The organism is Enterobacter cancerogenus (genome assembly GCF_019047785.1).
GTDB lineage: Bacteria > Pseudomonadota > Gammaproteobacteria > Enterobacterales > Enterobacteriaceae > Enterobacter > Enterobacter cancerogenus.
Genome location: NZ_CP077290.1, coordinates 3,220,608 through 3,246,368, shown reverse-complemented (window position 1 = coordinate 3,246,368; position 25,761 = coordinate 3,220,608). Strand labels below are relative to the sequence as shown.

Genomic DNA, 25,761 nt, shown 5'->3' with positions numbered 1-25,761 from the left:
AATGCGCCGCAAAGTCAGGAATTTGCGCAGACAATTTGCCGTCGGGTTGCCTATACTCCACTCATGAAAATGAGAGGATGTGAATCATGAGTACACCGCTGCTAATCGCCCGGACGCTGGAAAAAGAGCTGTTTTTACTCCCCGCTATGACCAACCGACACGGTCTGATCACCGGCGCGACCGGGACGGGAAAAACCGTTACCCTGCAGAAGCTGGCAGAGTCGCTTTCAGAGGCGGGCGTACCGGTATTTATGGCCGATGTGAAAGGCGATCTCACCGGGGTGGCTCAGGAAGGGACGGCTTCAGAAAAGCTGCTCGAACGTCTGAAAAATATTGGCATCACTGACTGGACCCCGCACAGCAACCCGGTCGTGGTATGGGACATTTTCGGTGAGAAGGGGCATCCGGTGCGCGCCACCGTCTCCGATCTCGGTCCGTTGCTGCTGGCGCGTCTTCTCGATCTTAACGAGGTGCAAACCGGCGTCCTGAATATTATCTTCCGCATTGCGGACGATCAGGGGCTGCTGCTGCTTGATTTCAAAGATCTGCGCGCCATCACCCAGTATATCGGCGATAACGCCAAATCCTTCCAGAACCAGTACGGCAATATCAGCAGCGCCTCGGTGGGAGCCATCCAGCGCGGTTTGCTGACGCTGGAGCAACAGGGCGCCGAGCATTTCTTCGGTGAGCCGATGCTGGATATTAAAGACTGGATGCGTACCGACAGTCAGGGCAAAGGCATCATCAACATACTGAGTTCAGAAAAGCTCTATCAGATGCCGAAGCTCTATGCCGCCAGCCTGCTGTGGATGCTCTCTGAACTTTATGAGCAACTGCCTGAGGCAGGCGACCTTGATAAACCGAAGCTGGTGTTCTTCTTTGACGAAGCGCACCTGCTGTTCAACGATGCGCCGCAGGTGTTGCTGGATAAAATTGAGCAGGTGATCCGCCTGATCCGTTCAAAAGGCGTCGGCGTCTGGTTTGTTTCGCAAAACCCGTCGGACATCCCGGACAATGTTCTGGGGCAACTCGGCAACCGCGTACAGCATGCCTTACGCGCCTTTACGCCGAAGGATCAGAAGGCGGTCAAAGCCGCCGCGCAAACCATGCGCGCCAATCCGGCTTTTGATACCGAAGCGGCTATTCAGGCGTTGGGCACCGGTGAGGCATTGATTTCCTTCCTGGACGCGAAGGGTAGCCCGTCGGTGGTCGAGCGTGCCATGGTTATCGCCCCGTGCTCGCGTATGGGACCGGTCACCGATGATGAGCGTAACGGCCTGATTAACCATTCCCCCCTCTACGGCAAATACGAAGATGAGGTGGATCGGGAGTCCGCGTTCGAAATGCTGCAAAAAGGGGTACAGGCAACGGCAGAATCGCAGGGCGCGCCGCCCGCCAAAGGCCAGTCCGTGGCCGTGGACGACGGGATCCTGGGCGGCCTGAAGGACATTCTGTTTGGTACCACCGGGCCGCGCGGCGGCAAGCGCGACGGCGTGGTGCAGACGATGGCGAAAAGCGCAGCGCGTCAGGTCACCAATCAGATCATCCGCGGCATGCTGGGAAGCCTGTTAGGCGGCCGTCGTCGGTAGGCGGGGAACCCACGGTCTCCCCAGGGCAGAACCCTGTACACCGTGCTCTTGCAGGAAGCGGTCGATTTCCACCATCCCCGTCCAGCGGTTCTCGCACCACAGCGGTGCCAGCAGCGTTGGACGGCGGGCGCTGGCGGAAATGCGATGGTAGACAATTTCCGGCGGCGTATGGCGAATCATCTCCCCGGCGGTCACCGTATAGTCTTCAAGTTCGATACCGTTCAGGCGGCCTGCTTCCCAGGCTTTCGCCATAATGCTGCCTTTCACAATATGCAGTGGATGCAGCTTGATGCCGTCAACGCCGGTTTCGACCACTTTTTCAAGCGTCTCAAGCCCGTGCTGCTGCCCTTCCCCCGGCAAGCCGACAATCAGATGCGAGCAAACTTTTAGCCCACGCTCGCGCGCCAGACGGGTGGTGCGCTGATAGCAGGCAAAATCGTGTCCACGGTTGATGCGATGCAGGGTTTTATCGTGCGCGGTCTGCAATCCCAGCTCAAGCCAGATCTCGTAACCCTGTTCTTTATACTCGCTGAGCAAATCCAGCACCGCGTCCGGGACGCAATCCGGGCGTGTGCCCACACACAGCCCCACAATGTTGGCCTGACTGACCGCCTGCTGATACATCCCGCGCAGCACCTGCACCTCCGCCCATGTGCTGGTATACGCCTGAAAATAGGCCAGATATTGCTTCGCGCGGTTTACCCGGCTTGCCTGATGCGCAAGCTGTTCGGCAATGGATTTGTGCTGCTGGGCTTCGTCGGCAAACGAGGCCACGTTACAGAACGTGCAGCCACCACGCCCGATGGTTCCGTCGCGATTCGGGCAGCTAAAACCGCCGTGCAGCGTCAGCTTATGAACCTTTTGCCCGTAACGCTGCGAAAGATCCCCACCAAACATATTGACTAATTTCTGTAACTGCATAATCTGATAGACCGTCCCGGAGAAAGGGGACAAGCCTGCCATTTTTAGCCTCTGTCGGCGATGACCTGGATCAATCGCTCTGGACGGCCTTTACCCCTATGAATAAATAATCACTATAACTGCAGTTTCATTCAAACAAACCGTAATTACTTTTCCTTATGTTCTGATGGTTTTTTTCATTTATAGCGCCAACGCGTAAAAACAGTGACTTTATGCGGGTTTGCACCCCAGCCCAGATGATTATTCTGCTTTAAAACGGCTATTCAGCACGCTGCGGGGATAATAACGCTTTCATATAGTGAGTCAGATCACACTCCCTGCGCGCTTCCCGGAGCAAAGCGTGGTTGTAAAAATAGATAAATTATCTTTTTAAACAGAAAGTTATCTACCTCTTAGCACATTTTTGTATAAATAAGATTGCCATTTGACCTGTGTACCAATTCCCGATAAGTTGGAAATCCGCTGGAAGCTTTCTGGATGAGCAATCTGCTCATCATATTTATGCAGTAATTGAGATTCCCTCTGAAGCAAGTCCTCAAACTTGTTTACCTGCGCGAAAGGATGAAAAAGAGGGCGAATGCGAGGTGCGCGTATGAAACGCAATCCCCGTCGCCATGCTCTTTCTGTGCCTGTGCGCCACGGTAACGTTCAGAGAGAAGCCCGACGAGCCTGGGGAGGTTCACTGATATGTTGTACGATAAATCCCTTGAGAAGGATAACTGTGGTTTCGGCCTGATCGCCCACATAGAAGGCGAACCTAGCCACAAGGTAGTGCGTACTGCCATTCACGCACTGGCCCGTATGCAGCACCGTGGTGCCATCCTTGCCGATGGTAAAACCGGCGACGGTTGCGGTCTGCTGCTGCAAAAACCGGATCGTTTCTTCCGTATCGTGGCGGAAGAGCGCGGCTGGCGTTTAGCCAAAAACTACGCTGTCGGCATGCTGTTCCTGAATCAGGATCCTGAAAAAGCAGCCGCCTCACGCCGCATCGTTGAAGAAGAACTTCAGCGCGAAACCCTGTCGATTGTCGGCTGGCGCGATGTGCCAACCAATGAAGGGGTGCTCGGTGAAATTGCCCTCTCCTCGCTGCCTCGCATTGAACAAATTTTTGTCAACGCGCCTGCGGGCTGGCGTCCACGTGATATGGAACGCCGTCTATTTATCGCTCGCCGCCGCATTGAAAAACGTCTCCAGGACGATAAAGAGTTCTACGTCTGTAGCCTCTCCAACCTGGTGAACATCTATAAAGGTCTGTGTATGCCGGCTGACCTGCCACGCTTCTACCTGGACCTGGCGGACCTGCGTCTGGAATCGGCCATTTGCCTGTTCCACCAGCGCTTCTCCACCAACACCGTTCCACGCTGGCCGCTGGCTCAGCCGTTCCGCTATCTGGCACACAACGGCGAGATCAACACCATCACCGGTAACCGCCAGTGGGCGCGCGCCCGTACCTATAAATTCCAGACGCCGCTGATCCCCGATCTGCACGACGCCGCACCGTTCGTGAACGAAACCGGCTCGGACTCCAGCTCCATGGATAACATGCTTGAGCTGCTGCTGGCAGGCGGGATGGACATCGTTCGCGCCATGCGTCTGCTCGTGCCACCGGCCTGGCAGAACAACCCGGATATGGATCCGGAGCTGCGCGCGTTCTTTGACTTTAACTCCATGCACATGGAGCCGTGGGACGGCCCGGCGGGCATCGTCATGTCCGATGGCCGCTTTGCCGCCTGTAACCTGGACCGTAACGGCCTGCGTCCGGCGCGCTACGTTATCACCAAAGATAAGCTCATCACCTGCGCGTCTGAAGTCGGTATCTGGGATTACCAGCCTGACGAAGTGGTCGAGAAAGGCCGCGTTGGCCCGGGCGAACTGATGGTTATCGATACCCGTGGCGGGCGTATTTTGCACTCCGCCGAAACCGATAACGACCTGAAAAGCCGCCACCCGTACAAAGAGTGGATGGAGAAAAACGTCCGCCGTCTGGTGCCGTTCGAAGACCTGTCCGACGACGAAGTGGGCAGCCGCGAGATGGACGACGACACCCTCGCGAGCTTCCAGAAACAGTTTAACTACAGCGCGGAAGAGCTGGACTCGGTGATCCGCGTGCTCGGTGAAAACGGCCAGGAAGCGGTCGGCTCAATGGGCGATGACACCCCATTTGCCGTGCTCTCCAGCCAGCCGCGCATCATTTACGATTACTTCCGCCAGCAGTTTGCGCAGGTTACCAACCCGCCAATCGATCCGCTGCGTGAAGCGCACGTCATGTCGCTTGCCACCAGCATCGGTCGCGAGATGAACGTCTTCTGCGAAGCCGAAGGCCAGGCCCACCGTCTGACCTTTAAATCGCCGATCCTGCTCTACTCCGATTTCAAGCAGTTGACCACCATGAAAGAGGAGCACTATCGCGCCGACACGCTCGATATCACTTTCGACGTGACCGAAACGAGCCTCGAAGAGACGGTGAACGCGCTGTGTGATCAAGCCGAACAGATGGTGCGCAACGGCACCGTTCTGCTGGTGCTCTCTGACCGCAACATCGCCAAAAACCGTCTGCCTGTGCCTGCGCCGATGGCCGTAGGAGCGATCCAGACGCGTCTGGTGGATAAGAGCCTGCGCTGCGACGCCAACATCATTGTTGAAACCGCAAGCGCCCGCGATCCGCACCACTTTGCCGTGCTGTTAGGCTTTGGTGCGACGGCCATCTACCCTTACCTGGCCTACGAAACGCTGGCACGCCTGGTGGATACTCGCGCGATCGACAAAGACTACCGCGCCGTGATGCTGAACTACCGTAACGGCATCAACAAAGGCCTGTACAAAATCATGTCCAAAATGGGCATCTCGACCATTGCCTCTTACCGTTGCTCGAAGCTGTTTGAAGCGGTTGGCCTGCACGACGATGTGGCGAACCTGTGCTTCCAGGGCGTGATCAGCCGTATCGGCGGAGCCGGTTTTGCTGATTTCCAGCAGGATCTGGTGAACCTGTCGAAACGCGCCTGGCTGGCACGTAAGCCGCTGGATCAGGGCGGCCTGCTGAAATACGTTCACGGTGGCGAATACCACGCCTACAACCCGGACGTTGTGCGCACGCTGCAGCAGGCGGTGCAGAGCGGTGAATACCGTGATTATCAGCAGTACGCTGAGCTGGTGAATAACCGTCCGGCGGCGACGCTGCGCGATCTTATTGCCCTTAACCCGGGCGACGAGGCGGTTAGCATCGACGACGTGGAGCCAGCAACCGAGCTGTTCAAACGCTTCGATACCGCGGCGATGTCTATCGGCGCGCTCAGCCCGGAAGCCCATGAAGCCCTGGCGGAAGCCATGAACAGCATCGGCGGTAACTCGAACTCCGGCGAAGGCGGCGAAGATCCTGCCCGCTACGGAACCAATAAAGTGTCGCGTATTAAGCAGGTGGCATCCGGTCGCTTTGGCGTAACGCCTGCGTACCTGGTCAACGCCGACGTGATTCAGATTAAAGTCGCTCAGGGGGCTAAACCGGGCGAAGGCGGTCAGTTGCCGGGTGATAAAGTCACGCCGTACATCGCCAAACTGCGCTACTCGGTGCCGGGCGTGACGCTGATCTCCCCACCGCCGCACCACGATATCTACTCTATCGAGGACTTAGCGCAGCTGATTTTCGACCTGAAACAGGTTAACCCGAAGGCGATGATCTCCGTGAAGCTGGTTTCCGAACCGGGCGTCGGCACCATCGCCACCGGCGTGGCAAAAGCCTACGCAGACCTGATCACCATCGCCGGCTACGACGGCGGTACCGGCGCAAGCCCGCTCTCCTCTGTGAAATACGCGGGCTGTCCGTGGGAACTGGGCCTGGTGGAAACCCAGCAGGCGCTGGTGGCTAACGGCCTGCGCCACAAGATTCGCCTGCAGGTGGACGGGGGTCTGAAAACCGGCCTCGACATCATCAAGGCAGCGATTCTGGGTGCGGAAAGCTTTGGCTTCGGCACCGGCCCGATGGTGGCGCTGGGCTGTAAATACCTGCGTATTTGCCACCTCAACAACTGCGCAACCGGTGTGGCAACCCAGGACGAGAAGCTGCGTAAGAATCACTATCACGGTCTGCCGTTCAAAGTGACCAACTACTTTGATTTCATCGCCCGCGAGACCCGCGAGCTGATGGCGCAGCTGGGCGTGAAGCGTCTGGTGGATCTGATTGGCCGTACCGACCTGCTGAAAGAGCTGGAAGGGTTTACTGCCAAACAGCAGAAACTGGCGTTGGGCAAACTGCTTGAAACCGCGCAGCCGCACCCTGGCAAAGCGGTCTACTGCACCGAGAAAAACCCGCCGTTCGACAACGGCGTGCTGAATGCGCAGCTGTTGCAGCAGGCGAAGCCGTATGTGGATGATAAGCAGAGCAAAACGTTCTGGTTTGATATCCGCAACACCGACCGTTCCGTCGGTGCCTCGCTCTCGGGCTACATCGCGCAAACGCACGGCGACCAGGGTCTGGCATCCGATCCGATTACCGCGCATTTCAGCGGCACGGCGGGTCAGAGCTTTGGCGTGTGGAACGCGGGCGGCGTTGAGCTGTACTTAACCGGCGATGCCAACGACTACGTCGGCAAAGGCATGGCAGGCGGTCTGCTGGCGGTACGTCCGCCGGTCGGCTCCGCCTTCCGCAGCCACGAAGCCAGCATCATCGGTAACACCTGTCTGTACGGCGCAACCGGCGGTCGTCTGTTTGCAGCCGGTCGTGCAGGTGAGCGTTTTGCGGTGCGTAACTCCGGTGCCATCACCGTGGTGGAAGGCATCGGCGATAACGGCTGTGAATACATGACGGGCGGGATTGTTTGCGTCATGGGTAAAACCGGCGTTAACTTCGGCGCAGGCATGACGGGCGGGTTTGCTTACGTCCTGGACGAAGACGGCGAGTTCCGCAAACGCGTGAACCCGGAACTGGTGGAAGTGCTGGACGTTGATACCCTGGCAATCCACGAAGAACACCTGCGCGGTTTGATTACCGAACACGTGCAGCATACCGGTTCTTCGCGCGGCGAAGAGATCCTGGCGAACTGGCCAGCGTTCTCTGCGAAATTCGCGCTGGTTAAACCGAAGTCCAGCGATGTGAAAGCACTGTTGGGTCACCGTAGTCGTAGCGCAGCAGAGCTGCGTGTGCAGGCGCAGTAAGGGGTAGCAATGAGCCAGAACGTATACCAGTTTATCGACCTGCAGCGCGTTGATCCGCCAAAGAAACCGCTGAAGATCCGTAAAATTGAATTTGTAGAAATCTATGAGCCGTTTTCAGAAGGCCAGGCCAAAGCGCAGGCAGACCGCTGCCTGTCCTGCGGTAACCCTTACTGCGAATGGAAATGCCCGGTCCATAACTACATCCCAAACTGGCTGAAGCTCGCCAACGAAGGACGTATTTTTGAAGCCGCCGAGCTGTCTCACCAGACCAACACCCTGCCGGAAGTGTGTGGCCGCGTCTGCCCGCAGGACCGCCTGTGTGAAGGCTCCTGTACGCTGAACGACGAGTTTGGTGCGGTGACCATCGGTAACATCGAACGCTATATCAACGATAAAGCGTTCGAAATGGGCTGGCGTCCGGATATGACCGGCGTGCGTCAAACCGACAAACGCGTAGCCATCATTGGTGCAGGCCCGGCGGGCCTGGCCTGTGCGGACGTGTTGACCCGTAACGGCGTCAAAGCGGTGGTCTTCGACCGTCATCCAGAAATCGGCGGCCTGCTGACGTTCGGCATCCCGGCCTTCAAGCTGGAAAAAGAGGTCATGACCCGCCGCCGCGAAATCTTCACCGGCATGGGTATTGAGTTCAAACTGAACGTGGAAGTGGGCCGCGACGTGCAACTCGACGACCTGCTGAAGGATTACGATGCCGTGTTCCTCGGCGTAGGGACGTATCAGTCCATGCGCGGCGGGCTGGAAAATGAAGATGCGCCTGGCGTGTATGATGCGCTGCCGTTCCTGATTGCCAATACGAAGCAGATCATGGGTTACGGCGAAACGGCCGACGAGCCGTTCGTCAGCATGGAAGGCAAACGCGTGGTGGTGCTGGGCGGCGGTGATACCGCCATGGACTGTGTGCGAACCTCCATTCGTCAGAATGCGGCGCACGTTATCTGTGCCTATCGTCGTGACGAAGAGAACATGCCCGGCTCTAAGCGTGAAGTGAAAAACGCGCGTGAAGAGGGTGTGGAGTTCCAGTTCAACATCCAGCCTCTGGGCGTGGAAGTGAATGCCAACGGCAGAGTGAGCGGCGTGAAAATGGCGCGTACCGAGATGGGTGCGCCGGATGCGAAAGGCCGTCGCCGTGCAGAAATCGTGGCGGGCTCCGAGCATGTGATCCCGGCGGATGCGGTGGTGATGGCGTTCGGCTTCCGTCCACACAGCATGGAGTGGCTGGCGAAACACAGCGTTGAGCTGGATTCGCAGGGCCGCGTGATTGCTCCGGAAGGCAGCGACAATGCCTTCCAGACCAGCAACCCGAAAATCTTCGCCGGTGGCGATATCGTTCGCGGTTCCGACCTGGTGGTCACAGCGATTGCCGAAGGTCGTAAAGCGGCTGACGGGATCCTGAACTACCTGGAAGTGTAAAAGACGAGCCGGATGAGCACACGCCATCCGGCTTTTTTTACGCGGTTAACAGGCTGGCACGGACCTTCACAACGGCCTTTTTGATCTCCCCCGTCGAAGCCACCGCGCAGCCCGGCTTGTGCGGCTCTCCCGGCATAAAGACCACAAACATTCCCGGTTGCAGTACCAGCGATTGCTCCCCTTCAATGCGGCTACACAGCTGATAATCTTCACTGCTATGCCATTCCCCGCATTCGCGCGCGGCCCCCGCGACACCAAACAGGATACGTTCTTCACCCGCAAGCAGCAGCTGGATATCAATATACGCTTCGTGCAGCTCGGCCTGCTTCTGCTCCGGCCACTTGGTGGCAAACTGCATGACGTTCATAAAGATCTCCTCGCCCTGCAGCGCGTAATGGCCGGGCGCTTTCTCCTGCGGCCGCGCGGCAAGCGCCAGAGTTATGGCGTGCTGCAAGTGTGCGGATAACCCTGATGACGCCAGCGACGGTAACTCGCCCAATATCATAACGTGCCTCCCTGAGCCACAAGCGCGGCACCCAACAGCCCGGCATCGTGGCGATAATACGCCGCCCGAAGCGCGACCTGATAAACACCCGGCTGCTGAGACAGATATCCGGCAACCTGCGGTAAATACCCTTCCGCCAGCCCCACGCTGCCGCCTACCACCACGGTCTGACAGTCGGTGACGGCTTTGACGTCTGCAATGAGGGCGGCCAGCGTTCGCGCGGAGTGCGCCACCAGCTGACGGGCCTGAGGATCGCCCTGCGCCGCGCGGGCGAATATCGCTTTTGCATCCAGCCCGGCCAGTTCACCGTGCGCTGCCGCGGCAATTCCACGACCGGAGGCAATGGCCTCGACGCAGCCTCGTCGCCCGCAGCCGCACAGCGGCCCCGCCGGGTCGGCCTGAGTGTGCCCCAGATGGCCGGCCAGCCCACCGCGGCCCGTCTGGAGTTTGCCATTAAGCACCTCGCCACCGCCCACGCCGGTTGATACGGTCAGAAAGACCATATCGTCATTGTCGGGCAGCGCGCAGAACTCGGCCCATGCCGCGGCCTGCGCATCGTTGATTGCCGTTACGGGCAAATCGGTCATTGCAGAGAGAGACGCCACCAGCGGAAACTGCGCCAGCCCGCCCAGATTCGACGGGTTAATGGAGGTCAGAACGCCTTCGTGAATGATGCCCGTGGAGGCTACCGCCACCCGCACGGCCTGTGCCCTTAGCGGCGCGATCAGCGTGCGTAGCGCCTCCTGCAACGCCTGCGGCGTCTGGCTGGCGGGGGTTGCGCACTCACGGCGAGCGGTAATGCTGCGGCCCTCAACCCGCGCGGCGGCGAGCTTTGTCCCGCCGATATCAATGGCCAGGGTTGTCATGGCGCACCTCACGCATCGCGTCGTTAAACCACTGGCAGATATGCTCCAGCCGGGTGATCGCAGACCCTACGGTTACCGCCCACGCCCCATGCTGCATTGCCTGAGCGGCCAGTTCCGGGGAGTTATAGCGTCCTTCGGCGATAACCCGATAGCCAGCTTCGCTCAGGGCACGTACCAGCGCCAGATCAGGCTCGTCGGGCGTGTCCGGCGTCAGGTAGCCCGAGAGCGTCGAGCCGATAAATTCGGCCCCGAGCTGCTGGCAATAGCGTCCATCTTCAGGCGAGGAACAGTCGGCCATCGCCAGCCGCCCATGGTGGTGGATCCTTGCCACAATCGCCTCTCGAGTGGCGGGCCGCAGGCGATCGGTGCCGTCAAAGGCAATAATATCCGCCCCGGCGTGCGCCAGATCGTCCACATCCTCAAGACACGGCGTGATGCGTACCGGCGAATCGGGGAGATCGCGTTTGATGATGCCAATTACCGGAATTGAGAGCAGCGGTCGCGCGGCACGCAGGTTGGCAAGGCCCTCAATGCGAACGGCAATGGCATCGGCGTGTTCAGCGGCAAGCGCCATCGCCGCGACGATCTCAGGCTTGTCTAACGGGCTTCCCGGCACCGGCTGGCAGGAGACGATCAGCCCGCCCGTGACGTTTATTTTCTGGCTCAGGGTTTCAATCAACGACATCACATTATCCTTTATGTTTGATCGGGCCACGTTTGTCTGCACCCAACGGCACTGCGCCACTCAGCGGTTTACCGTCAATCGCGTCGTGTGTACGCAGGGCTTCCGGGCGGACCCAGCGCTGAACGCGTGAGGGCATGTCCAGACCGATGAGCAGGATCACCACGAACGTCAGGCCAAACGAGAGCGACCCCAATGCCGTGCCCAGCTCCATGTTTTGCGCCAGCAAGGCGCCAATCACTGGCGCAATGGCCCCGCCCAGCGCCCCGACGTTGTAGGTAAAGCCCAGCCCGGCGGCACGCTGGTCGGTATCGAAATAGCCGCCAATGAGCTTGGGTAAGATCCCGGAAATGCCCTGCCCCAGCATCTGCTGGAAAAAGAGTAGCAAGCCCAGTACCCAGACATTTGCGCCACCGATCGCAAAGACGGGGATGATCAGCAGCTGCGAGGCCATCAGGCTGTAGACGTACGCCTTGCGCGTGCCCAGCCAGTCTCCGAGGAAACCGCCCACGCAGCAGCCTACCGCTGCCCCAAACCCACTAAAGAACAGCACGCGCGCCACCGTTGACGGGTCATACCCCAGCTCGGTTTTAAGCCAGGTGGGCAACAGCGCCTGAATCGGCCATGAGTAGAGAAAAGCAAACAGCACCACCACCATCAGCGTGACGCCCGTAGGCCAGCGTTTGCCGCTACTTTGCACCATAAAGCTGATGAACACGATGGCGCACAGCAGGCCCAGGATCACCACAAGCCCCGCATTATTCAGCTCTCCGGCAAAGCAGAACCACAGCGCGGTACCGGCAAACACGGTCATCAGGATGTTAATCACGCGGTATGGGCCGCGATAGAGAATGTCGACCATGGTGCATACTGGCGCTTTACCTTCGTGCTTCGCCTTCCAGTCTTCCGCTTCCGGTATGTTTTTACGCAGCCAGAGAGCAAAAACGATAGGCAAAATGCCGATAAAGAACAGCGCGCGCCAGCCCCACACCGGCACGACCAGGCTGTAGACCTGAGCGGCTATCACCGCACCCACGGAAAATCCGGAGATCAGAAAACCGCTTGCCTTGTTGCGCAGCTGCGTCGGCCAGCTTTCAATCACGTAGGTTGCGCTGGAACCGTATTCCCCCGCCATCCCCATACCGATCACCATGCGGGCGATAAACAGGGTGACGTAGCCCGGCGCAAAACCGCAGGCCAGCGTGCCGCAGGAGAAGAGTACAATGCTGGTGATCATCGCCAGCTTGCGGCCATAGCGATCGCCCATTGCGCCCAGCAGCAGGCCACCGAACCAGCGTGAAATAAAGGCCGCCGATATCAGGCTTGCCGCTTCCACCGTGGTGAGGCCAAATTCACTTTTTATTTCCGTCAGAACTAAGGCTATTAATACAAAATCGAAGCCATCAAGCAGATATCCCAGCCAGGCGGCGGAGAACGCACGCCACTGGGGGCGGCTAAGATGGCGATACCACGGGATGCTTTGGGTAGACATACTCATTTGACTCTCCCGACGATTTCTCTGTCGTTGAGCCGGATGGCGGCTGCGCCTTATCCGGCCTACGTATCGCGTTTTTACAGGCCGGATAAACGAAACGCCATCCGGCAGTGCGTTAGCGTTTTTCCGCCATCAGTTGCTCTGCCAGGGCTTTAAGCGCCGGCACAAATTTTTCGTCTACCGGCGCAAACGGCTTGCGGCACAGCGGGACGGAGACCACATCCATATAGTGCAGCACCGTTTTCAGGCCGCGGAAAACGCCGGCCTTGATCAGCAGGTCGATGACCTTGTTGCATTCGCTTTGCAGACGCTGCGCGGTGGCGTTATCCCCCTCGCGTACCGCCCGGGCAATGGCCTGATAGCGCCAGCCCATGATGTTGTAGGTGCTGCCGATGCCGCCGTCAGCCCCTGCCAGCAGACCGGATGCAAAGATTTCGTCGTAGCCGTTGTAGAGCACCAGATCCGGATGCGCCCGGCGGATCTGCTCCATCTGGAAAAGATCCCCTGAGGTTTGCTTCAACGCCCCCACGCCCGGGAAAGTCACCAGCGTGTTGATCTGATCGAGCGTCAGTTTGACCCCGCTCAGCGCCGGAATGTTATAGACCACCATCGGCAAACCATCCGCAGAATCAATAATTGCACGGTAGTGATCGCAATGTTCCTCAAAGCTGAACGGATAGTAGAACGGCGTGACGGCGGACACAGCATCAAAGCCCTGGCGCGCCGCAGAGGCTGCGAGCTGCTGGCTTTCCGCTGTGCTCACGCAGCCGACGTGGGCGATCAAGGTGATTTTGCCCTTCGCCTCGTCCGCTACGATCGCCATCACCTGTTCTCGTTCGGAAAGGCTTTGTACAAAGGCCTCCCCTGTTGATCCGCCGACATAAAGCCCGTCGATTCCCTGCGCAATATTGAACTGCACCAGCCGGCGCAGGCTCTCTTCGTCCAGCATTTGCTGCTGGTTAAACGGGGTCAGGAGTGCGGCCATTACGCCGCGTAGTTGCATTGCCATAGTTACCTCAAGCGATCGTGTGTTTGTTATAACGACATACCTTTATACCTGTTATACCAGATCACTTATGCAGCAGTATCATAGAGAACGCGTATATTGCGATCTACTTCACTAAAGGATCGTGATTATTTGGCGCTGGAATGCTGGCCGAAAGCGTGCCAGGTGGCGGAAACGCTGTTGAGATGGGTTTGTAGCGCGCGATCGGCTTCATCAGGATCGCGTCGGCGGATCGCATCGACGATCGCAATGTGCTGACGGTAGCTGACTTCATTGTGCTGATACAGTTCGGCATCGGGCACCTGAGGACGGGCGGCAATCAGCCAGTCAAGCAGCGCAACGTGGATGGCATTAAAAATCGGGTTGCCGGGGATCTCGGCCAGCACGCGGTGGAAATCGACGTCGGATCGAATAAACAGCGCGTTGTCGTTGAGCGACTGGCTGTTAATGTCCAGCGCCCTGGTCAGGCGATCGATCTGATCGTCTGTGGCGTACTCTGCGGCATAGCGCACCAGGCTGGATTCAAAGAACAGGCGCAGCTGCTCGAAGTGGGCAATGCCGCCAGGCTGGGTCAGGAAATCTTTCGCCATCCCCGACAGCTCGCTGATTATGGTATCAGCCGAAGGGACGGTGACGCGGGCACGTTCGCCGTTGTTGATCTGCACCAGCCCTTTACGCTTCAGCGCCGCCAGCGCCTCACGCACCGAGGGGCGACCGACGTTGAAGAATTCCATCAGTTCACGCTCGGAGGGAAGCTGCTCGCCCTGGGCAAACTCTTGACGGCGGATCATCTGCTCCAGCTCTTCTTCCACCATGTCGGACAGCTTTTTACGCGCCAGCGGACGCCGACGCAGCATACGCCCCATCGTTTCGGATGACTTTTCAGCTTTGAGATCAATCGGTTTCATAGCAGTCCAGTGCCGGAGAAGGAAAACGCTTCATCATAACACAGGATATCTGAGGGCGCGAAACAGCGCCCTGCCGCCGGCAAGGGACGGCAGGACGTGGGAGGCGGGACTACTTCGTCAGCAGACTCCAGGTCAAATCACTCTCAAGGGACGTTTGATCGGTGACATGGCTAAAGGCGGCATCTTTTAACACCGGCGATAGCGTTACCTTAAAGCTCATCTGCCGTCCGGATGGGATCTGGTTATTTTCCACCGCGATAACCGCTTCATTGTTGTGCAGATAGAACGGCGAAGGGCTGCCGCTGACCGGCGTGAAGTTCAGCTGATCGACCGTCTTACCCACGGTATAGCTTTTACCATCAACGAACAGATCGGCAATTTTCACCGCAACACCGCCGGACTGGCCCAGCATAAAGCGCCCTTTTTCACCGGAAGCGCCCTGCACTAACACCGCCATCTTATGCGGCTCCGGGCAGAAGACGTTCACGTTCACGTCACGATCGGCCATTTTATGCCAGTCCTGCTGCGTGGCTTTGATATCCTCGCGGCGCATCGTGTGGTAGTCCACCACGGGCTGAGAGAGCGTGATTTGGCACTCATCGGCCCAGGCAAAAGACGACATGCCAACCATCATCAGTGCCGCCAGGCCGCCTAAACGTCGATTATTCATTGGCATACTCCATTAATTTCTTCGTAAAACGCCTCTTCATCACGCTTCTCAGGCAGGCTGTAGTTAATTTTGCACAGGCGATTGTTGTTGTCGTCTATGGCGTACAGCCCTGAAAGTTGCTCTGCGTCGTTGATAAAGACGTGGCCATCGTCCACGCTGGTCACGATGTAGTTGCCGCTGGCATCCTCAATCGTCAGCCCTTTTTTCAGCGCCTGCCCATTGCTCATCTTCACGCGCAGCATGACGCGTCGGCTGTTGAGCACCCTAAAGTCGACTTCGCTTACCGAGGCATGCCCTGCGGCAAGGTACTTGGTCCCGTTTGCCAGAGTCATGTTTTGCGGCAGCTTGTTCGCATCCACTTCGATACGTGAGTTTTGCCATTCATTCAGAGAAGGAATAACGGCCTGTCCCCAGGCATCGGTCCAGATGGTGCCCTGCGGTGAGGATATCTCTACCCCGCTTTTTTTCTCGCTCAACCGGGCGATAGCGAAGGTATCCCGGATGGCATATGGCGAGAAGGTCACGCCGTTTTTGTGCACCGCCACGCCGCCTGAAAGGGTAGCATTGTAGTTGCGTTGGTTATCACCGCTGGTGCCGCCTCCGACGCTGACCTGCGTGTAGTGCAGGTTGGTGTTGAGGTTGCCGTTAACGCTGTTCTGTTTAGAATCCTGGTCGCGGTCGGCGGAGATGTAGTAGTGGGTGTTATCCCCAATGGACCCGCTGTTAGACACGCCGTAGCTGGTGCTGTCTCCCTCTTTACGCATATAGGTGCTGACCGACTGGCCGCTACTCAGCGGAATGCTCACGTTGATGTACAGCAGATCGTTGTCCTGATCGTCATCAACGTTGCCTACCGCGCTCTGCCAGTTTGCCGTCACGGACGCGTATTTAAAGGTTTTGCCCCACGAGAGCAGCAGATAGCGCGAATCCTGATCGTCCCCGCCGCTCTGGTTGTAGGTAAACCCGGCGCTAATATTGCCAGCCGCGCCGGCAGAGACGTTGAGGCTACCGGTATAGGTGTTGTCATACCCCGTGTACTCATCGTCCATGGCATCGGACAGTTCGCGATATCCCCCACTGTAGTGGGTTGCACTGGCGGAAAATCCAACGTCTTCGCTCAGCCTGACATTACTTTCCAGCTCGGTTTTCAGGCCGTTATTGCTGTCTCCGAACGACGCTTTACTTGCCGCCGCGGTAGTCGACAACGTCCAGTCATCGGTAACGAGGAAATCTGTTTTTCCGCCCACTGCCTGGTAATCTTCCGCAGCCGCGGCGGAAGCAACCAGGTTCATCCACGGGAAAATACGCCATCCGTCGGACACGTTCATCACCAGCGGATCGCTGTATTCGCTATCAATATTTCTCACCTGCCCGACGGAAACGGTCAAACCCTGCGGCCGCGACAGGTTGCGCGCCTTCACGGCGGTGGCAGGCACAATAAAGCGGTTGATGGCACCATCCGCTTCAACCACGGACACATCAAGATTCACGTTGTTACGCGCGACGGGAACGTCATCAAGGGTGAAGGGACCGGCCGGTACCAGGGTGCTGAAAATCATCTGCCCGTTCTGGCGAATTTCAACGCGGGCCTGCGAAGAACGCGCGATACCGGAGACGCTCACGCCAGAGCCGCTCTGGGTGAGGCCGTCCGTCGGCATCAGTTGAATACCGGTAATGGGAACGCCGCTGAGTACGTTTGAGTTGGCGTTGATTTCGCCAATCTGCATCGTGAGCTTTTGCGGAACAAAGACATGCTCCGCATAGGTATAAATGCTATCCGCGCTTTTTTTGCCTTCATCATCCGTCAGGATGTAGTTGCTGCGCAGCGACCAGTCGAAGGCGTTAAAGCCCGCTTCCAGGTTTGCCTGGGAGTAGCGGCTGCTATCGCTATCACCGTATTCGTTCAGGGTGCTGAACAGCGTATAGTTCAGAAGCCCTGCGGTGCCGCCATGCTGAAAGTTTTTAATGTCCGAGGAGAGGCTGTTAACGGCTTCAGGCGGGAGATAAAGCTCAACGGCTTCCTGGTTCGGCAGGGCGTTGATGACCGCGCGGGGATAGTCGTCGTGGATATCAGGACAACTCTCCTTCGCCCCAATCGGAACGGGCATCAATCCCGCAAAATCGAGAAGATCGTTATCAAAACAAAGCTTGCCGTCCTGGTTAAACCGGACGGCAGCTACCCCGCGCTCCTGGCCGTTAACTTTTACGTTGACGGAGTGAGTGCCGGGTAAAAACCGGGGAGCTTCTGCAAAATACTTGTTTAAATCTGCATTTAAACCCAGCGTTTGCATGACGCCCATATCAAACATCACTTCCCTCGCCAGGACGGAAGTGGGTTCGAGGATAACCAGAGGTAGTGTGCCGCAAAGAATGGCGCGGACACAAATTGCAAGGCGGCTTCGTTTACTCACCGTCAACGTCCTGTTTTATTTGTTTAATTCCGAAATAAAGCTCGGTACTTCTACGCCATAGCGGCTTGCAGGGAAGAATTTGACGTTAGCGTCGCCGCTTGCCGATTTGTTTAACGAAGCGGACATCGTTTCGCCCGGCAAAATATAGGTTTTATCAAACGTCCCAATTGCCCCAGACGGCTGAAGTACGACTTTTTGTGCCAGTCGAACAACATATTTACTCGGGTTAGTTGCGGTAACGGTTGAACCCGTCGACGACCATTTCAAATATTTCCACGCATCCGTCACCACACCCAGTTTCGCAGGACGGATCAGTACCGGGATATCCTGACGGATATTGATCCCAATCTTTATTTTGTTATCGTCTTTTTTCGGTGGAATACCATCGAAGGTAACACGTTTATAATGTTCTACATCCAGGGGTTGTTTGCTCTGCAGAATAAAGCGCAACTGCTGTGTTTGACCCGGTTCAAGGCGAACCACAGGTTGCGTCACAATCAGCTTCAGGCCTTGGTCATCCGGCAGGTCAATAATATTTGTATAGAGTAGCGAGGGATGAGAATCGGTGTTCTTTATATTGATCGTTCCGCTATGTGTTGCCTCATCAATAATGAGCAAACTGGTCTCCGGAACCATCCCTTCCGCGTGCGCGGCAAAATTCATCGAAAATAATGCGGCAGCGATGAGTGTTTTAAGAACATCTGATTTTAAGCATTGCATCGTGTTATCTCCTTGATAGCAACAACTTCACATTCCATGTTGATCGCGCTAAGACAAAGAGAGTAAATGTATGCCATTTACTCTCTGCGTTAATTTAGCTGTCGTTTACGCTATAAAAAAATTACAGGTAACGCAGGCTGATGGTGATCTGACCGTCCAGATTAGTGTCATCGGTGATCGCCAGGGTAGACGTTTTGTCGATTGCCAGAGACGTTACCAGTGGGAAGGTAGCGGTCTGGAATGCCAGCGGGTCTACAGAGCCAGTGGTCGCAACGGTAAAGTCACGCAGGCTCTGCCCCTGAGCGGAACCGTTCGTGCTCTTAGTCCATGCACCGGAAGTGCCGGAACGAATGATTGGATCGACGGTAACGTTATCGGCTTTAACGCTGTCTGTTTTCACAAACAGAGAATAGGAACCGATGTTAACGTTACCGGCAGTTTTGCCGACACCAAAAGTCTGGTCGGTAGAAGTCAGGGCATCACCGTCGAAGCGTGCGTTTGCGACTTCCAGGTTGGCGTTGGTATCAGCACGATCGTCAACCATGTTCCAGGAGACGCGTGTTGCTGCAGCACAGTTGATAGTCAGATCGATATTTTTCTGACCCAACTGGTTGACGTTAGTTGGGCTCAGGCTACCCAGGTTAATAGTACCGTAGTCAACGGTACCACCATTGCTTAATACTGGCGTACATGCCGCATTGGTCAGTGTACCTCTAACCTTCAGTACCGCAGTTGGGTTTGCTGCGAAAGCAGAAGTGACACACAGGGAAAGCGCAGTAGCGAGAAGAACCTTTTTCACTTGTTAATCCTTAACATTGAATCATGAAATATTTTATACAGCTTTGATAAATTCAATTTATCTCTTTCTGTTTTAGGCATGCGTTAAAGCATGGTGTGATAATATATTTTTTATTAATAGATTCAATTTAGGAAATTTAACGACTCTCTTTAGTATTATAAGATCTATAAGCTATGATTATTAACTACGTGCTATTGGCGTAATTATTGCCGTTATCATTCACAGCACGAATGTTCATTCCTCCATCAACGCACTATTTACGCTACGCCTTCCCCTAATTACATCATTAATGATTTATTACATTAATATGTTATTTTTTAATGAATTGAGATAAGAGTATGGATAAAAAAAGGGTAACAAGACAGGTGACGATCTGCACGCCTCAGCAGGCTTACCCGTATGATTTTACGCCTTCATTCTGACGATAAAAGTCAGCGCAGGCTATGGGGATGTACTGCACACGCAGCCGCGGGCGTATCGATACATGCGGTTCAAGAATAGTTTCAATTCGACTACGTTTAAAAATTTTACTAACAATTTGTTTTAATGATATTTGTTTCCATAAATAAAAAATCCAGTTGGCTATTAGCCAACTGGATTATCAGTACAACGTCATTTGTACTATTTAACCACGCGTAAGGCCGGGCGACCACCGCGCGGTGGCGGATCGTCATCGGGATCGTTATCGTCGCTATCATCAGGCTTATCACCCTCGATAACTGACATCACCGTCTCGTTTTCCGACGCGCCTTCTTCATCATTGAGGCTGGCGACATCTTCATCATAAGCCGTTTCCGGCTCGAACATGGTCCCCGCGCCGTTTTCACGCGCATAAATAGCCAGCACTGCAGCCAGCGGAACGGAAACCACGCGTGGCACACCGCCGAAGCGCGCATTAAAACGCACTTCATCGTTAGCCAGTTCAAGGTTGCCTACCGCACGCGGCGCAATGTTCAGCACGATCTGCCCGTCACGCGCATACTCCATCGGAACCTGCACGCCTGGCAACGTCACATCCACAACCAGGTGCGGCGTGAGCTGGTTGTCCAGCAGCCATTCATAGAAGGCGCGCAGCAGATACGGACGGCGTGGTGAAAGTTGTGACATTTCCACAGTCATTAGCCTCGGCCGAGACGCATTTCACGTTCCGGTTCAGTTAAAGATGCCAGGAATGAGTCGCGCTCAAAGACGCGCGTCATGTAGCCTTTCAGTTCTTTCGCGCCCGGACCGCTGAACTCGACGCCCAGGGTTGGCAAACGCCAGAGCAGCGGCGCCAGGTAGCAATCCACCAGGCTAAATTCGTCACTCAGGAAGAAAGGTTTCTGACCAAAGACAGGTGCGATAGCCAGCAGTTCTTCACGCAGTTGCTTACGTGCAGCATCGGCTTCAGAAGAGGAACCGTTGACGATAACGTTCATCAGCGTGTACCAGTCTTTTTCGATGCGCTGCATGTACAGGCGGCTTTCACCACGAGCAACAGGGTAAACAGGCATCAGCGGCGGATGCGGGAAACGCTCATCCAGGTATTCCATAATGATACGGGATTCCCACAGGGTCAGCTCGCGATCCACCAGCGTCGGTACGCTTTGGCTCGGGTTGAGATCGATCAGATCCTGAGGCGGGTTATCCTTTTCCACATGCTCGATCTCAAAACTGACACCCTTCTCGGCCAGCACGATACGAACCTGATGGCTATAAATGTCAGTAGGACCAGAAAACAGCGTCATTACCGAACGTTTGTTGGCAGCGACAGCCATGAAAACCTCCAGGTATATTCAGAATTTTACTGCTACTGGCCCAACGAGGCCAGCCAGATGAAGTATCGCCCATCCCAGAGAAGACACACTGTTCAAGAATCGAACAAAAACCGAGTATTCACTGATATTTGGGCAGAAAATTGGATGATAGTTTACCAGATTTTGATGGCTTTGTGGTGAGGGGATTCTGGAAATGTGGAAAAAGAGAAGATATATGCCTTGATGCTGTGGATAACCTACGCATTATCCATAAAAAAAACCCGCCGAAGCGGGTTTTTCGCCAATCGTTCTGCGTGAGCAGAAAAGGATTAACGTTTGGAGAACTGTGGACGACGACGTGCTTTACGCAGACCCACTTTCTTACGTTCAACCTGACGCGCGTCACGAGTAACGAAGCCAGCTTTACGCAGTTCAGAACGCAGGGATTCGTCGTACTCCATCAGAGCGCGGGTGATACCGTGACGGATCGCACCTGCCTGACCGGAGATACCACCACCTTTAACGGTGATGTACAGATCCAGTTTTTCTACCATATCAACCAGTTCCAGCGGCTGGCGAACTACCATGCGGGCAGTTTCACGACCGAAGTACTGTTCCAGAGAACGTTGGTTGATTACGATTTTACCACTGCCCGGTTTGATGAACACGCGAGCTGCGGAACTTTTGCGGCGACCAGTGCCGTAGTATTGATTTTCAGCCATTGCCTATAATCCCGATTAGATGTCAAGAACTTGCGGTTGCTGTGCCGCGTGGTTGTGCTCGTTGCCTGCGTAAACTTTCAGTTTACGGAACATAGCACGACCCAGCGGGCCTTTTGGCAGCATGCCTTTAACCGCGATTTCAATCACACGCTCAGGACGGCGAGCAATCATCTCTTCAAAGGTCGCTTCTTTGATACCACCGATGTGGCCGGTGTGATGGTAATACACTTTGTCAGTACGCTTGTTGCCGGTAACAGCAACTTTGTCAGCGTTCAGAACGATGATGTAATCACCGGTATCAACGTGCGGAGTGTATTCCGCTTTATGCTTACCGCGCAGGCGACGAGCCAGTTCAGTAGCCAGACGGCCCAGAGTTTTACCGGTCGCGTCAACAACATACCAGTCGCGTTGTACGGTTTCTGGTTTAGCTGTAAAAGTTTTCATTAAAAGCTTACCCAAATAAATAAGTTACACGTTGGTGAACACCCAAACGTTTAGTCAGTTGAGGTTCACACGACAGAGTCCGGCAAACCTACCCCTTCGAATAGCACATGCCGACACATAGAAAGTTTCGGGAAAAAAACCTTCTCGTAACGTGGGGTCGCAAGATTATAGAGAAGTTGAGGTCAAAGATCGACCCCTAAATGTGATTCGGAGTGGGTTTTTCGGGGGGGGATTTGTGCGGTCTGGTGCCCTCACCCCCAGCCCCTCTCCCACAGGGAGAGGGTAGCGTAATAAAGCCGATGCCCTTACCCCCAGCCCCTCTCCACAGGGAGAGGGTGGCGTAATAAAGCCGATGCCCTCACCTCCAGCCCCTGTCCCACGGTGAGAGGGGGGATTTATGGCATATGCTCGCGCTTGAGGTACTCTTCGCTCTGCATCTCCTGCAGGCGCGACAGACAGCGCTGGAACTCAAACTTCAGGCGTTCGCCCTGATAGATCTCATATAAAGGCACGGCCGCGCTGACCACCAGCTTGACGTGCCGTTCATAAAACTCATCGACCAGCGCAATGAAGCGGCGCGCCTCGCTCTCCATCAGCTGCGTCATCACCGGCACATCAAACAGCATCACGGTATGGAAGAGGCGCGATAACGCAATGTAATCATGCTGGCTGCGGGCATCAACGCAGAGCGTGGCAAAGGAAACGGCCAGGGTTTGATTCTCTACGCCCAGCGTTTGTAACGGGCGATGGTTTATTTCCAGCACCGGCGCATTCTCACGTTTTGCCCCGGCCAGCGCCTGCCAAAGTTTATCCATCTGGCTCGTGGTCTGCGCGTCCAGCGGCGAAAGCCACAGGTGCGCCTGGGTTAACGTGCGCAGACGATAATCGACGCCCGCATCGACGTTCATCACGTCACAGTGCTGTTTGATGGCATCAATGGCTGGCAGGAAACGCGGGCGCTGCAGCCCGTTGTGGTACAACTCATCCGGTGGAATATTCGAGGTTGCCACCAGCGTGATCCCCCGCGCAAACAGGGCCTTCATCAGGCCGCCCAGCAGCATGGCGTCGGTGATATCGGAGACAAAAAATTCGTCAAAGCAAAGCACGTCCGTTTCGGCCTTAAAGCGATCGGCAACAATCTCCAGCGGATCGCTTTTGCCCTGTAGTTCCGTCAGCTCTTCGTGCACCCGCAGCATAAAACGGTGGAAGTGCAAACGCTGCTTACGCGTCCCCGGCAGGCTCTGGTAGAACATGTCCATTAACCAGGTTTTGCCCCGTCCTACGCCGCCCCACATATATAAGCCGCGAACCGGTGCATCAGCCTGAGGCGTTTTTTTGCCCAGCAACCGGCCAAAGGCCGCTTTCAACCCGCCGCCCTGCGCCGTTTCTTCGGGTTTGTGCGTCAGCGCCTGATAAATCTTATTGAGGCGGTTGACCGCTTCACGCTGTACGTTATCTGGCTGGTGTGAGCCCGTATCCAGGGCCTGTTGATATCGCGATGAGGGGGAAAGGCTTTGCATAATCTTATTGTTATTCCTTCGGTTAATACTCACCAGCAGGCGTGACTGATGAAAAAAAGGCCGCTCTACACTACGCGATGATACGTCAAGATTCCACTTCTGCGGAAATAGCGGTTATAGTGGCATAATCAGGCACAGGCAGGAGCCGAGCCAACACCCTACGGAACAACAAGACAACGGGAGAAGTTCATGACCTGGGAATACGCGCTAATTGGGTTAGTCGTCGGCATTATCATTGGTGCTGTGGCCATGCGTTTCGGTAATCGGAAATTGCGTCAGCAGCAGTCACTGCAGTACGAACTGGAAAAGAACAAAGCCGAGCTGGAAGAGTATCGTGAAGAGCTGGTGAGCCATTTTGCGCGTAGCGCGGAGTTGCTGGATAACATGGCAACCGACTATCGCCAGCTGTATCAGCACATGGCAAAAAGCTCCAGCAGCCTGCTGCCGGAAATGACCGCGGAAACCAACCCGTTCCGCAACCGCCTGGCTGACTCCGAAGCGGGTAACGATCAGGCGCCGGTTCAGATGCCTCGTGACTACTCAGACGGCGCATCCGGCCTGCTGCGCGGTGGCGCAAAACGCGATTAATCGCACAACCTTAATAAATTTTACGGGCGCCTCGGTTGCGCCCGTCCTTTCTTCTCGTCCCCAGCTATTATTTAGTCTAACGCCTCATTGTTCAGTGGATTAAAATTCAATAACATCAATATGTTTTTGGGCCGTTCTTCTTTCATTCCAGGATACGAGAGTCAGCATCGATGAAGAAAAAAAACCAGCTGTTAAGCGCTATCGCGTTAAGTGTCGGGTTATCGCTCTCGGCATCCTTCCCGGCTACCGCAACGCTGCCTGCACAGGTTCCCGGCCAGACGGCCATTCCTAGCCTCGCGCCGATGCTGGAAAAAGTCTTGCCCGCCGTGGTCAGCGTGAAAGTTGAAGGCACCGCGCTGCAAAGCCAGCGCGTCCCTGAAGAGCTGAAGAAATTCTTTGGCGACGAAGCCCCCGACCAGCAGGCACAGCCGTTTGAAGGCCTTGGCTCAGGGGTTATCATTGATGCGGCCAAAGGCTATATCCTGACCAATAACCACGTCATCAGCCAGGCGGATAAAATCAGCGTCCAGCTTAATGACGGACGGGAGTTTGATGCCAAACTGATTGGCGGAGACGACCAGAGCGATATTGCGCTGGTCCAGATACAAAATCCGAGCAAGCTGACCCAGATTGCTATTGCCGACTCCGACAAACTGCGCGTGGGTGATTTTGCCGTCGCGGTGGGTAACCCGTTCGGTTTAGGCCAGACCGCTACCTCCGGCATTGTCTCTGCGCTTGGGCGTAGCGGCCTGAATCTGGAAGGGCTGGAAAACTTTATCCAGACCGACGCCTCCATCAACCGGGGGAACTCCGGCGGCGCGCTGCTTAACCTCAACGGCGAGCTCATCGGCATTAACACCGCTATCCTCGCCCCGAGCGGCGGCAGCGTCGGGATTGGCTTTGCCATTCCCAGCAATATGGCCAAAACCCTCTCTCAGCAGCTGATTCAGTTTGGCGAAGTCAAACGTGGCCTGCTGGGGATCAAGGGCATGGAGATGAGCGCGGATATCGCCAAAGCGTTTAACCTTAACGTGCAGCGCGGGGCGTTTGTCAGCGAAGTGCTCGCCAACTCCGGCTCGGCCAAAGCAGGGGTGAAATCCGGTGATGTGATTGTCAGCCTGAACGATAAGCCGCTCAGCAGCTTCGCCGAGCTGCGTTCGCGCATCGCGACCACCGAGCCGGGGGCCAAAGTGAAGCTGGGCCTGATCCGCGATGGCAAGCCGATGGACGTGGAAGTGACGCTCGACAAGAGCACCTCCTCCTCCGCCAGCGCAGAGCTTATTGCGCCAGCCTTGCAAGGGGCGACGCTGAGCGATGGCCAGCTTAAAGACGGCACCAAAGGCATTACCGTCGATACGGTCGAGAAGAGCAGCCCAGCTGCCCAGGCGGGGTTACACCAGGAGGACGTGATCATCGGTGTTAACCGCAATCGCGTGCAGTCCATTGCGGAAATGCGCAAGATCCTGGAAAGCAAACCGGCCGTCGTTGCCCTGCAGATTGTTCGTGGCAACGATACGATCTACATTTTACTGCGTTAAGCATTTGCGACTCCGGACATCGCCGTCGCGTGTGATGTCCGGATAACTCATGTTATGCTGCAAAC

Annotated in this window: 21 protein-coding genes; 5 read left to right on the top strand and 16 right to left on the bottom strand. The window is 55.9% G+C overall.

From position 1 onward, the window contains the following. Positions 1 to 86 precede the first annotated feature (86 nt). Positions 87 to 1,589: a helicase HerA-like C-terminal domain-containing protein gene (locus tag I6L58_RS15350; RefSeq protein WP_088208443.1), complete on the top strand. Its 1,503-nt coding sequence runs from the start codon at positions 87 to 89 to the stop codon at positions 1,587 to 1,589. On the opposite strand, the gene I6L58_RS15345 is transcribed toward I6L58_RS15350, so the two are convergent. After that, a complete protein-coding gene (locus tag I6L58_RS15345) occupies positions 1,569 to 2,510 on the bottom strand; it encodes a TIGR01212 family radical SAM protein (protein ID WP_140418810.1) in 942 nt (313 codons plus the stop codon). The genes I6L58_RS15350 and I6L58_RS15345 overlap by 21 nt on opposite strands. A 687-nt stretch (positions 2,511 to 3,197) precedes the next feature. On the opposite strand from I6L58_RS15345, the gene gltB reads away from it, so the two are divergent. Next, positions 3,198 to 7,658, top strand: coding sequence for a glutamate synthase large subunit (gltB, locus tag I6L58_RS15340; RefSeq protein WP_088208442.1), 4,461 nt, complete (start codon positions 3,198 to 3,200; stop codon positions 7,656 to 7,658). Positions 7,659 to 7,667: 9 nt separating this feature from the next. Continuing rightward, on the top strand, positions 7,668 to 9,086 hold the full coding sequence (locus tag I6L58_RS15335; RefSeq protein ID WP_088208441.1) for a glutamate synthase small subunit: 1,419 nt from the start codon (positions 7,668 to 7,670) through the stop codon (positions 9,084 to 9,086). 37 nt (positions 9,087 to 9,123) lie between these two features. On the opposite strand, the gene nanQ is transcribed toward I6L58_RS15335, so the two are convergent. The 15 genes from nanQ to zapE all read right to left on the bottom strand — a co-directional run bounded on the left by nanQ (position 9,124) and on the right by zapE (position 23,570). Next, positions 9,124 to 9,591 carry an N-acetylneuraminate anomerase gene (gene nanQ / locus I6L58_RS15330; protein ID WP_088208440.1) on the bottom strand — a complete coding sequence of 156 codons (468 nt, stop codon included), beginning with the start codon at positions 9,589 to 9,591 and terminating at the stop codon, positions 9,124 to 9,126. After that, positions 9,588 to 10,457 (bottom strand): N-acetylmannosamine kinase, encoded by an 870-nt coding sequence (gene nanK / locus I6L58_RS15325; RefSeq protein ID WP_088208439.1) that lies wholly within the window; start codon positions 10,455 to 10,457, stop codon positions 9,588 to 9,590. Before nanK ends, nanQ begins: the two co-directional genes overlap by 4 nt. After that, entirely contained in the window at positions 10,438 to 11,142 is a 705-nt protein-coding gene (locus I6L58_RS15320) for an N-acetylmannosamine-6-phosphate 2-epimerase (RefSeq protein WP_088208438.1), read from the bottom strand. The genes nanK and I6L58_RS15320 overlap by 20 nt, the downstream gene beginning before the upstream one ends. Before the next feature lie 4 nt (positions 11,143 to 11,146). Then, a complete protein-coding gene (locus tag I6L58_RS15315) occupies positions 11,147 to 12,637 on the bottom strand; it encodes an MFS transporter (RefSeq protein ID WP_088208437.1) in 1,491 nt (496 codons plus the stop codon). 112 nt (positions 12,638 to 12,749) lie between these two features. Then, positions 12,750 to 13,643: an N-acetylneuraminate lyase gene (gene nanA / locus I6L58_RS15310; RefSeq protein WP_088208436.1), complete on the bottom strand. Its 894-nt coding sequence runs from the start codon at positions 13,641 to 13,643 to the stop codon at positions 12,750 to 12,752. Positions 13,644 to 13,768: 125 nt separating this feature from the next. Continuing rightward, positions 13,769 to 14,548 (bottom strand): transcriptional regulator NanR, encoded by a 780-nt coding sequence (nanR, locus tag I6L58_RS15305; protein WP_006178815.1) that lies wholly within the window; start codon positions 14,546 to 14,548, stop codon positions 13,769 to 13,771. Between the two features lie 109 nt (positions 14,549 to 14,657). After that, positions 14,658 to 15,218 (bottom strand): DUF1120 domain-containing protein, encoded by a 561-nt coding sequence (locus tag I6L58_RS15300; protein WP_088208435.1) that lies wholly within the window; start codon positions 15,216 to 15,218, stop codon positions 14,658 to 14,660. Further along, on the bottom strand, positions 15,215 to 17,635 hold the full coding sequence (locus tag I6L58_RS15295) for a fimbrial biogenesis usher protein (RefSeq protein ID WP_088208434.1): 2,421 nt from the start codon (positions 17,633 to 17,635) through the stop codon (positions 15,215 to 15,217). The genes I6L58_RS15300 and I6L58_RS15295 overlap by 4 nt, the downstream gene beginning before the upstream one ends. 9 nt (positions 17,636 to 17,644) lie before the next feature. Beyond that, entirely contained in the window at positions 17,645 to 18,349 is a 705-nt protein-coding gene (locus tag I6L58_RS15290) for a fimbria/pilus chaperone family protein (protein WP_088208433.1), read from the bottom strand. Positions 18,350 to 18,470: 121 nt separating this feature from the next. Then, positions 18,471 to 19,148, bottom strand: coding sequence for a DUF1120 domain-containing protein (locus tag I6L58_RS15285; RefSeq protein ID WP_088208432.1), 678 nt, complete (start codon positions 19,146 to 19,148; stop codon positions 18,471 to 18,473). A 621-nt stretch (positions 19,149 to 19,769) separates the two neighbouring features. Then, positions 19,770 to 20,261, bottom strand: coding sequence for a ClpXP protease specificity-enhancing factor (gene sspB, locus I6L58_RS15280; RefSeq protein ID WP_042322359.1), 492 nt, complete (start codon positions 20,259 to 20,261; stop codon positions 19,770 to 19,772). 5 nt (positions 20,262 to 20,266) lie between these two features. Beyond that, positions 20,267 to 20,905, bottom strand: coding sequence for a stringent starvation protein SspA (gene sspA, locus I6L58_RS15275; RefSeq protein WP_014071978.1), 639 nt, complete (start codon positions 20,903 to 20,905; stop codon positions 20,267 to 20,269). Positions 20,906 to 21,213: 308 nt separating this feature from the next. Then, positions 21,214 to 21,606, bottom strand: a complete 393-nt coding sequence (gene rpsI, locus I6L58_RS15270; protein WP_003860436.1) for a 30S ribosomal protein S9 — start codon at positions 21,604 to 21,606, stop codon at positions 21,214 to 21,216. A 15-nt stretch (positions 21,607 to 21,621) separates the two neighbouring features. Next, the gene (gene rplM / locus I6L58_RS15265; protein WP_006178824.1) at positions 21,622 to 22,050 is read right to left on the bottom strand and encodes a 50S ribosomal protein L13; all 429 of its coding nucleotides are present in this window, start codon (positions 22,048 to 22,050) and stop codon (positions 21,622 to 21,624) included. Positions 22,051 to 22,445: 395 nt separating this feature from the next. Continuing rightward, positions 22,446 to 23,570, bottom strand: a complete 1,125-nt coding sequence (zapE, locus tag I6L58_RS15260) for a cell division protein ZapE (protein WP_088208431.1) — start codon at positions 23,568 to 23,570, stop codon at positions 22,446 to 22,448. A gap of 189 nt (positions 23,571 to 23,759) precedes the next feature. Between zapE and zapG the strand changes: the two genes are divergently transcribed. Both zapG and degQ read left to right on the top strand, forming a co-directional pair. Next, positions 23,760 to 24,158, top strand: coding sequence for a Z-ring associated protein ZapG (gene zapG, locus I6L58_RS15255; protein ID WP_006178827.1), 399 nt, complete (start codon positions 23,760 to 23,762; stop codon positions 24,156 to 24,158). 170 nt (positions 24,159 to 24,328) lie between these two features. Then, positions 24,329 to 25,696 carry a serine endoprotease DegQ gene (degQ, locus tag I6L58_RS15250; protein ID WP_006178828.1) on the top strand — a complete coding sequence of 456 codons (1,368 nt, stop codon included), beginning with the start codon at positions 24,329 to 24,331 and terminating at the stop codon, positions 25,694 to 25,696. The last annotated feature ends 65 nt before the right edge of the window (positions 25,697 to 25,761 follow it).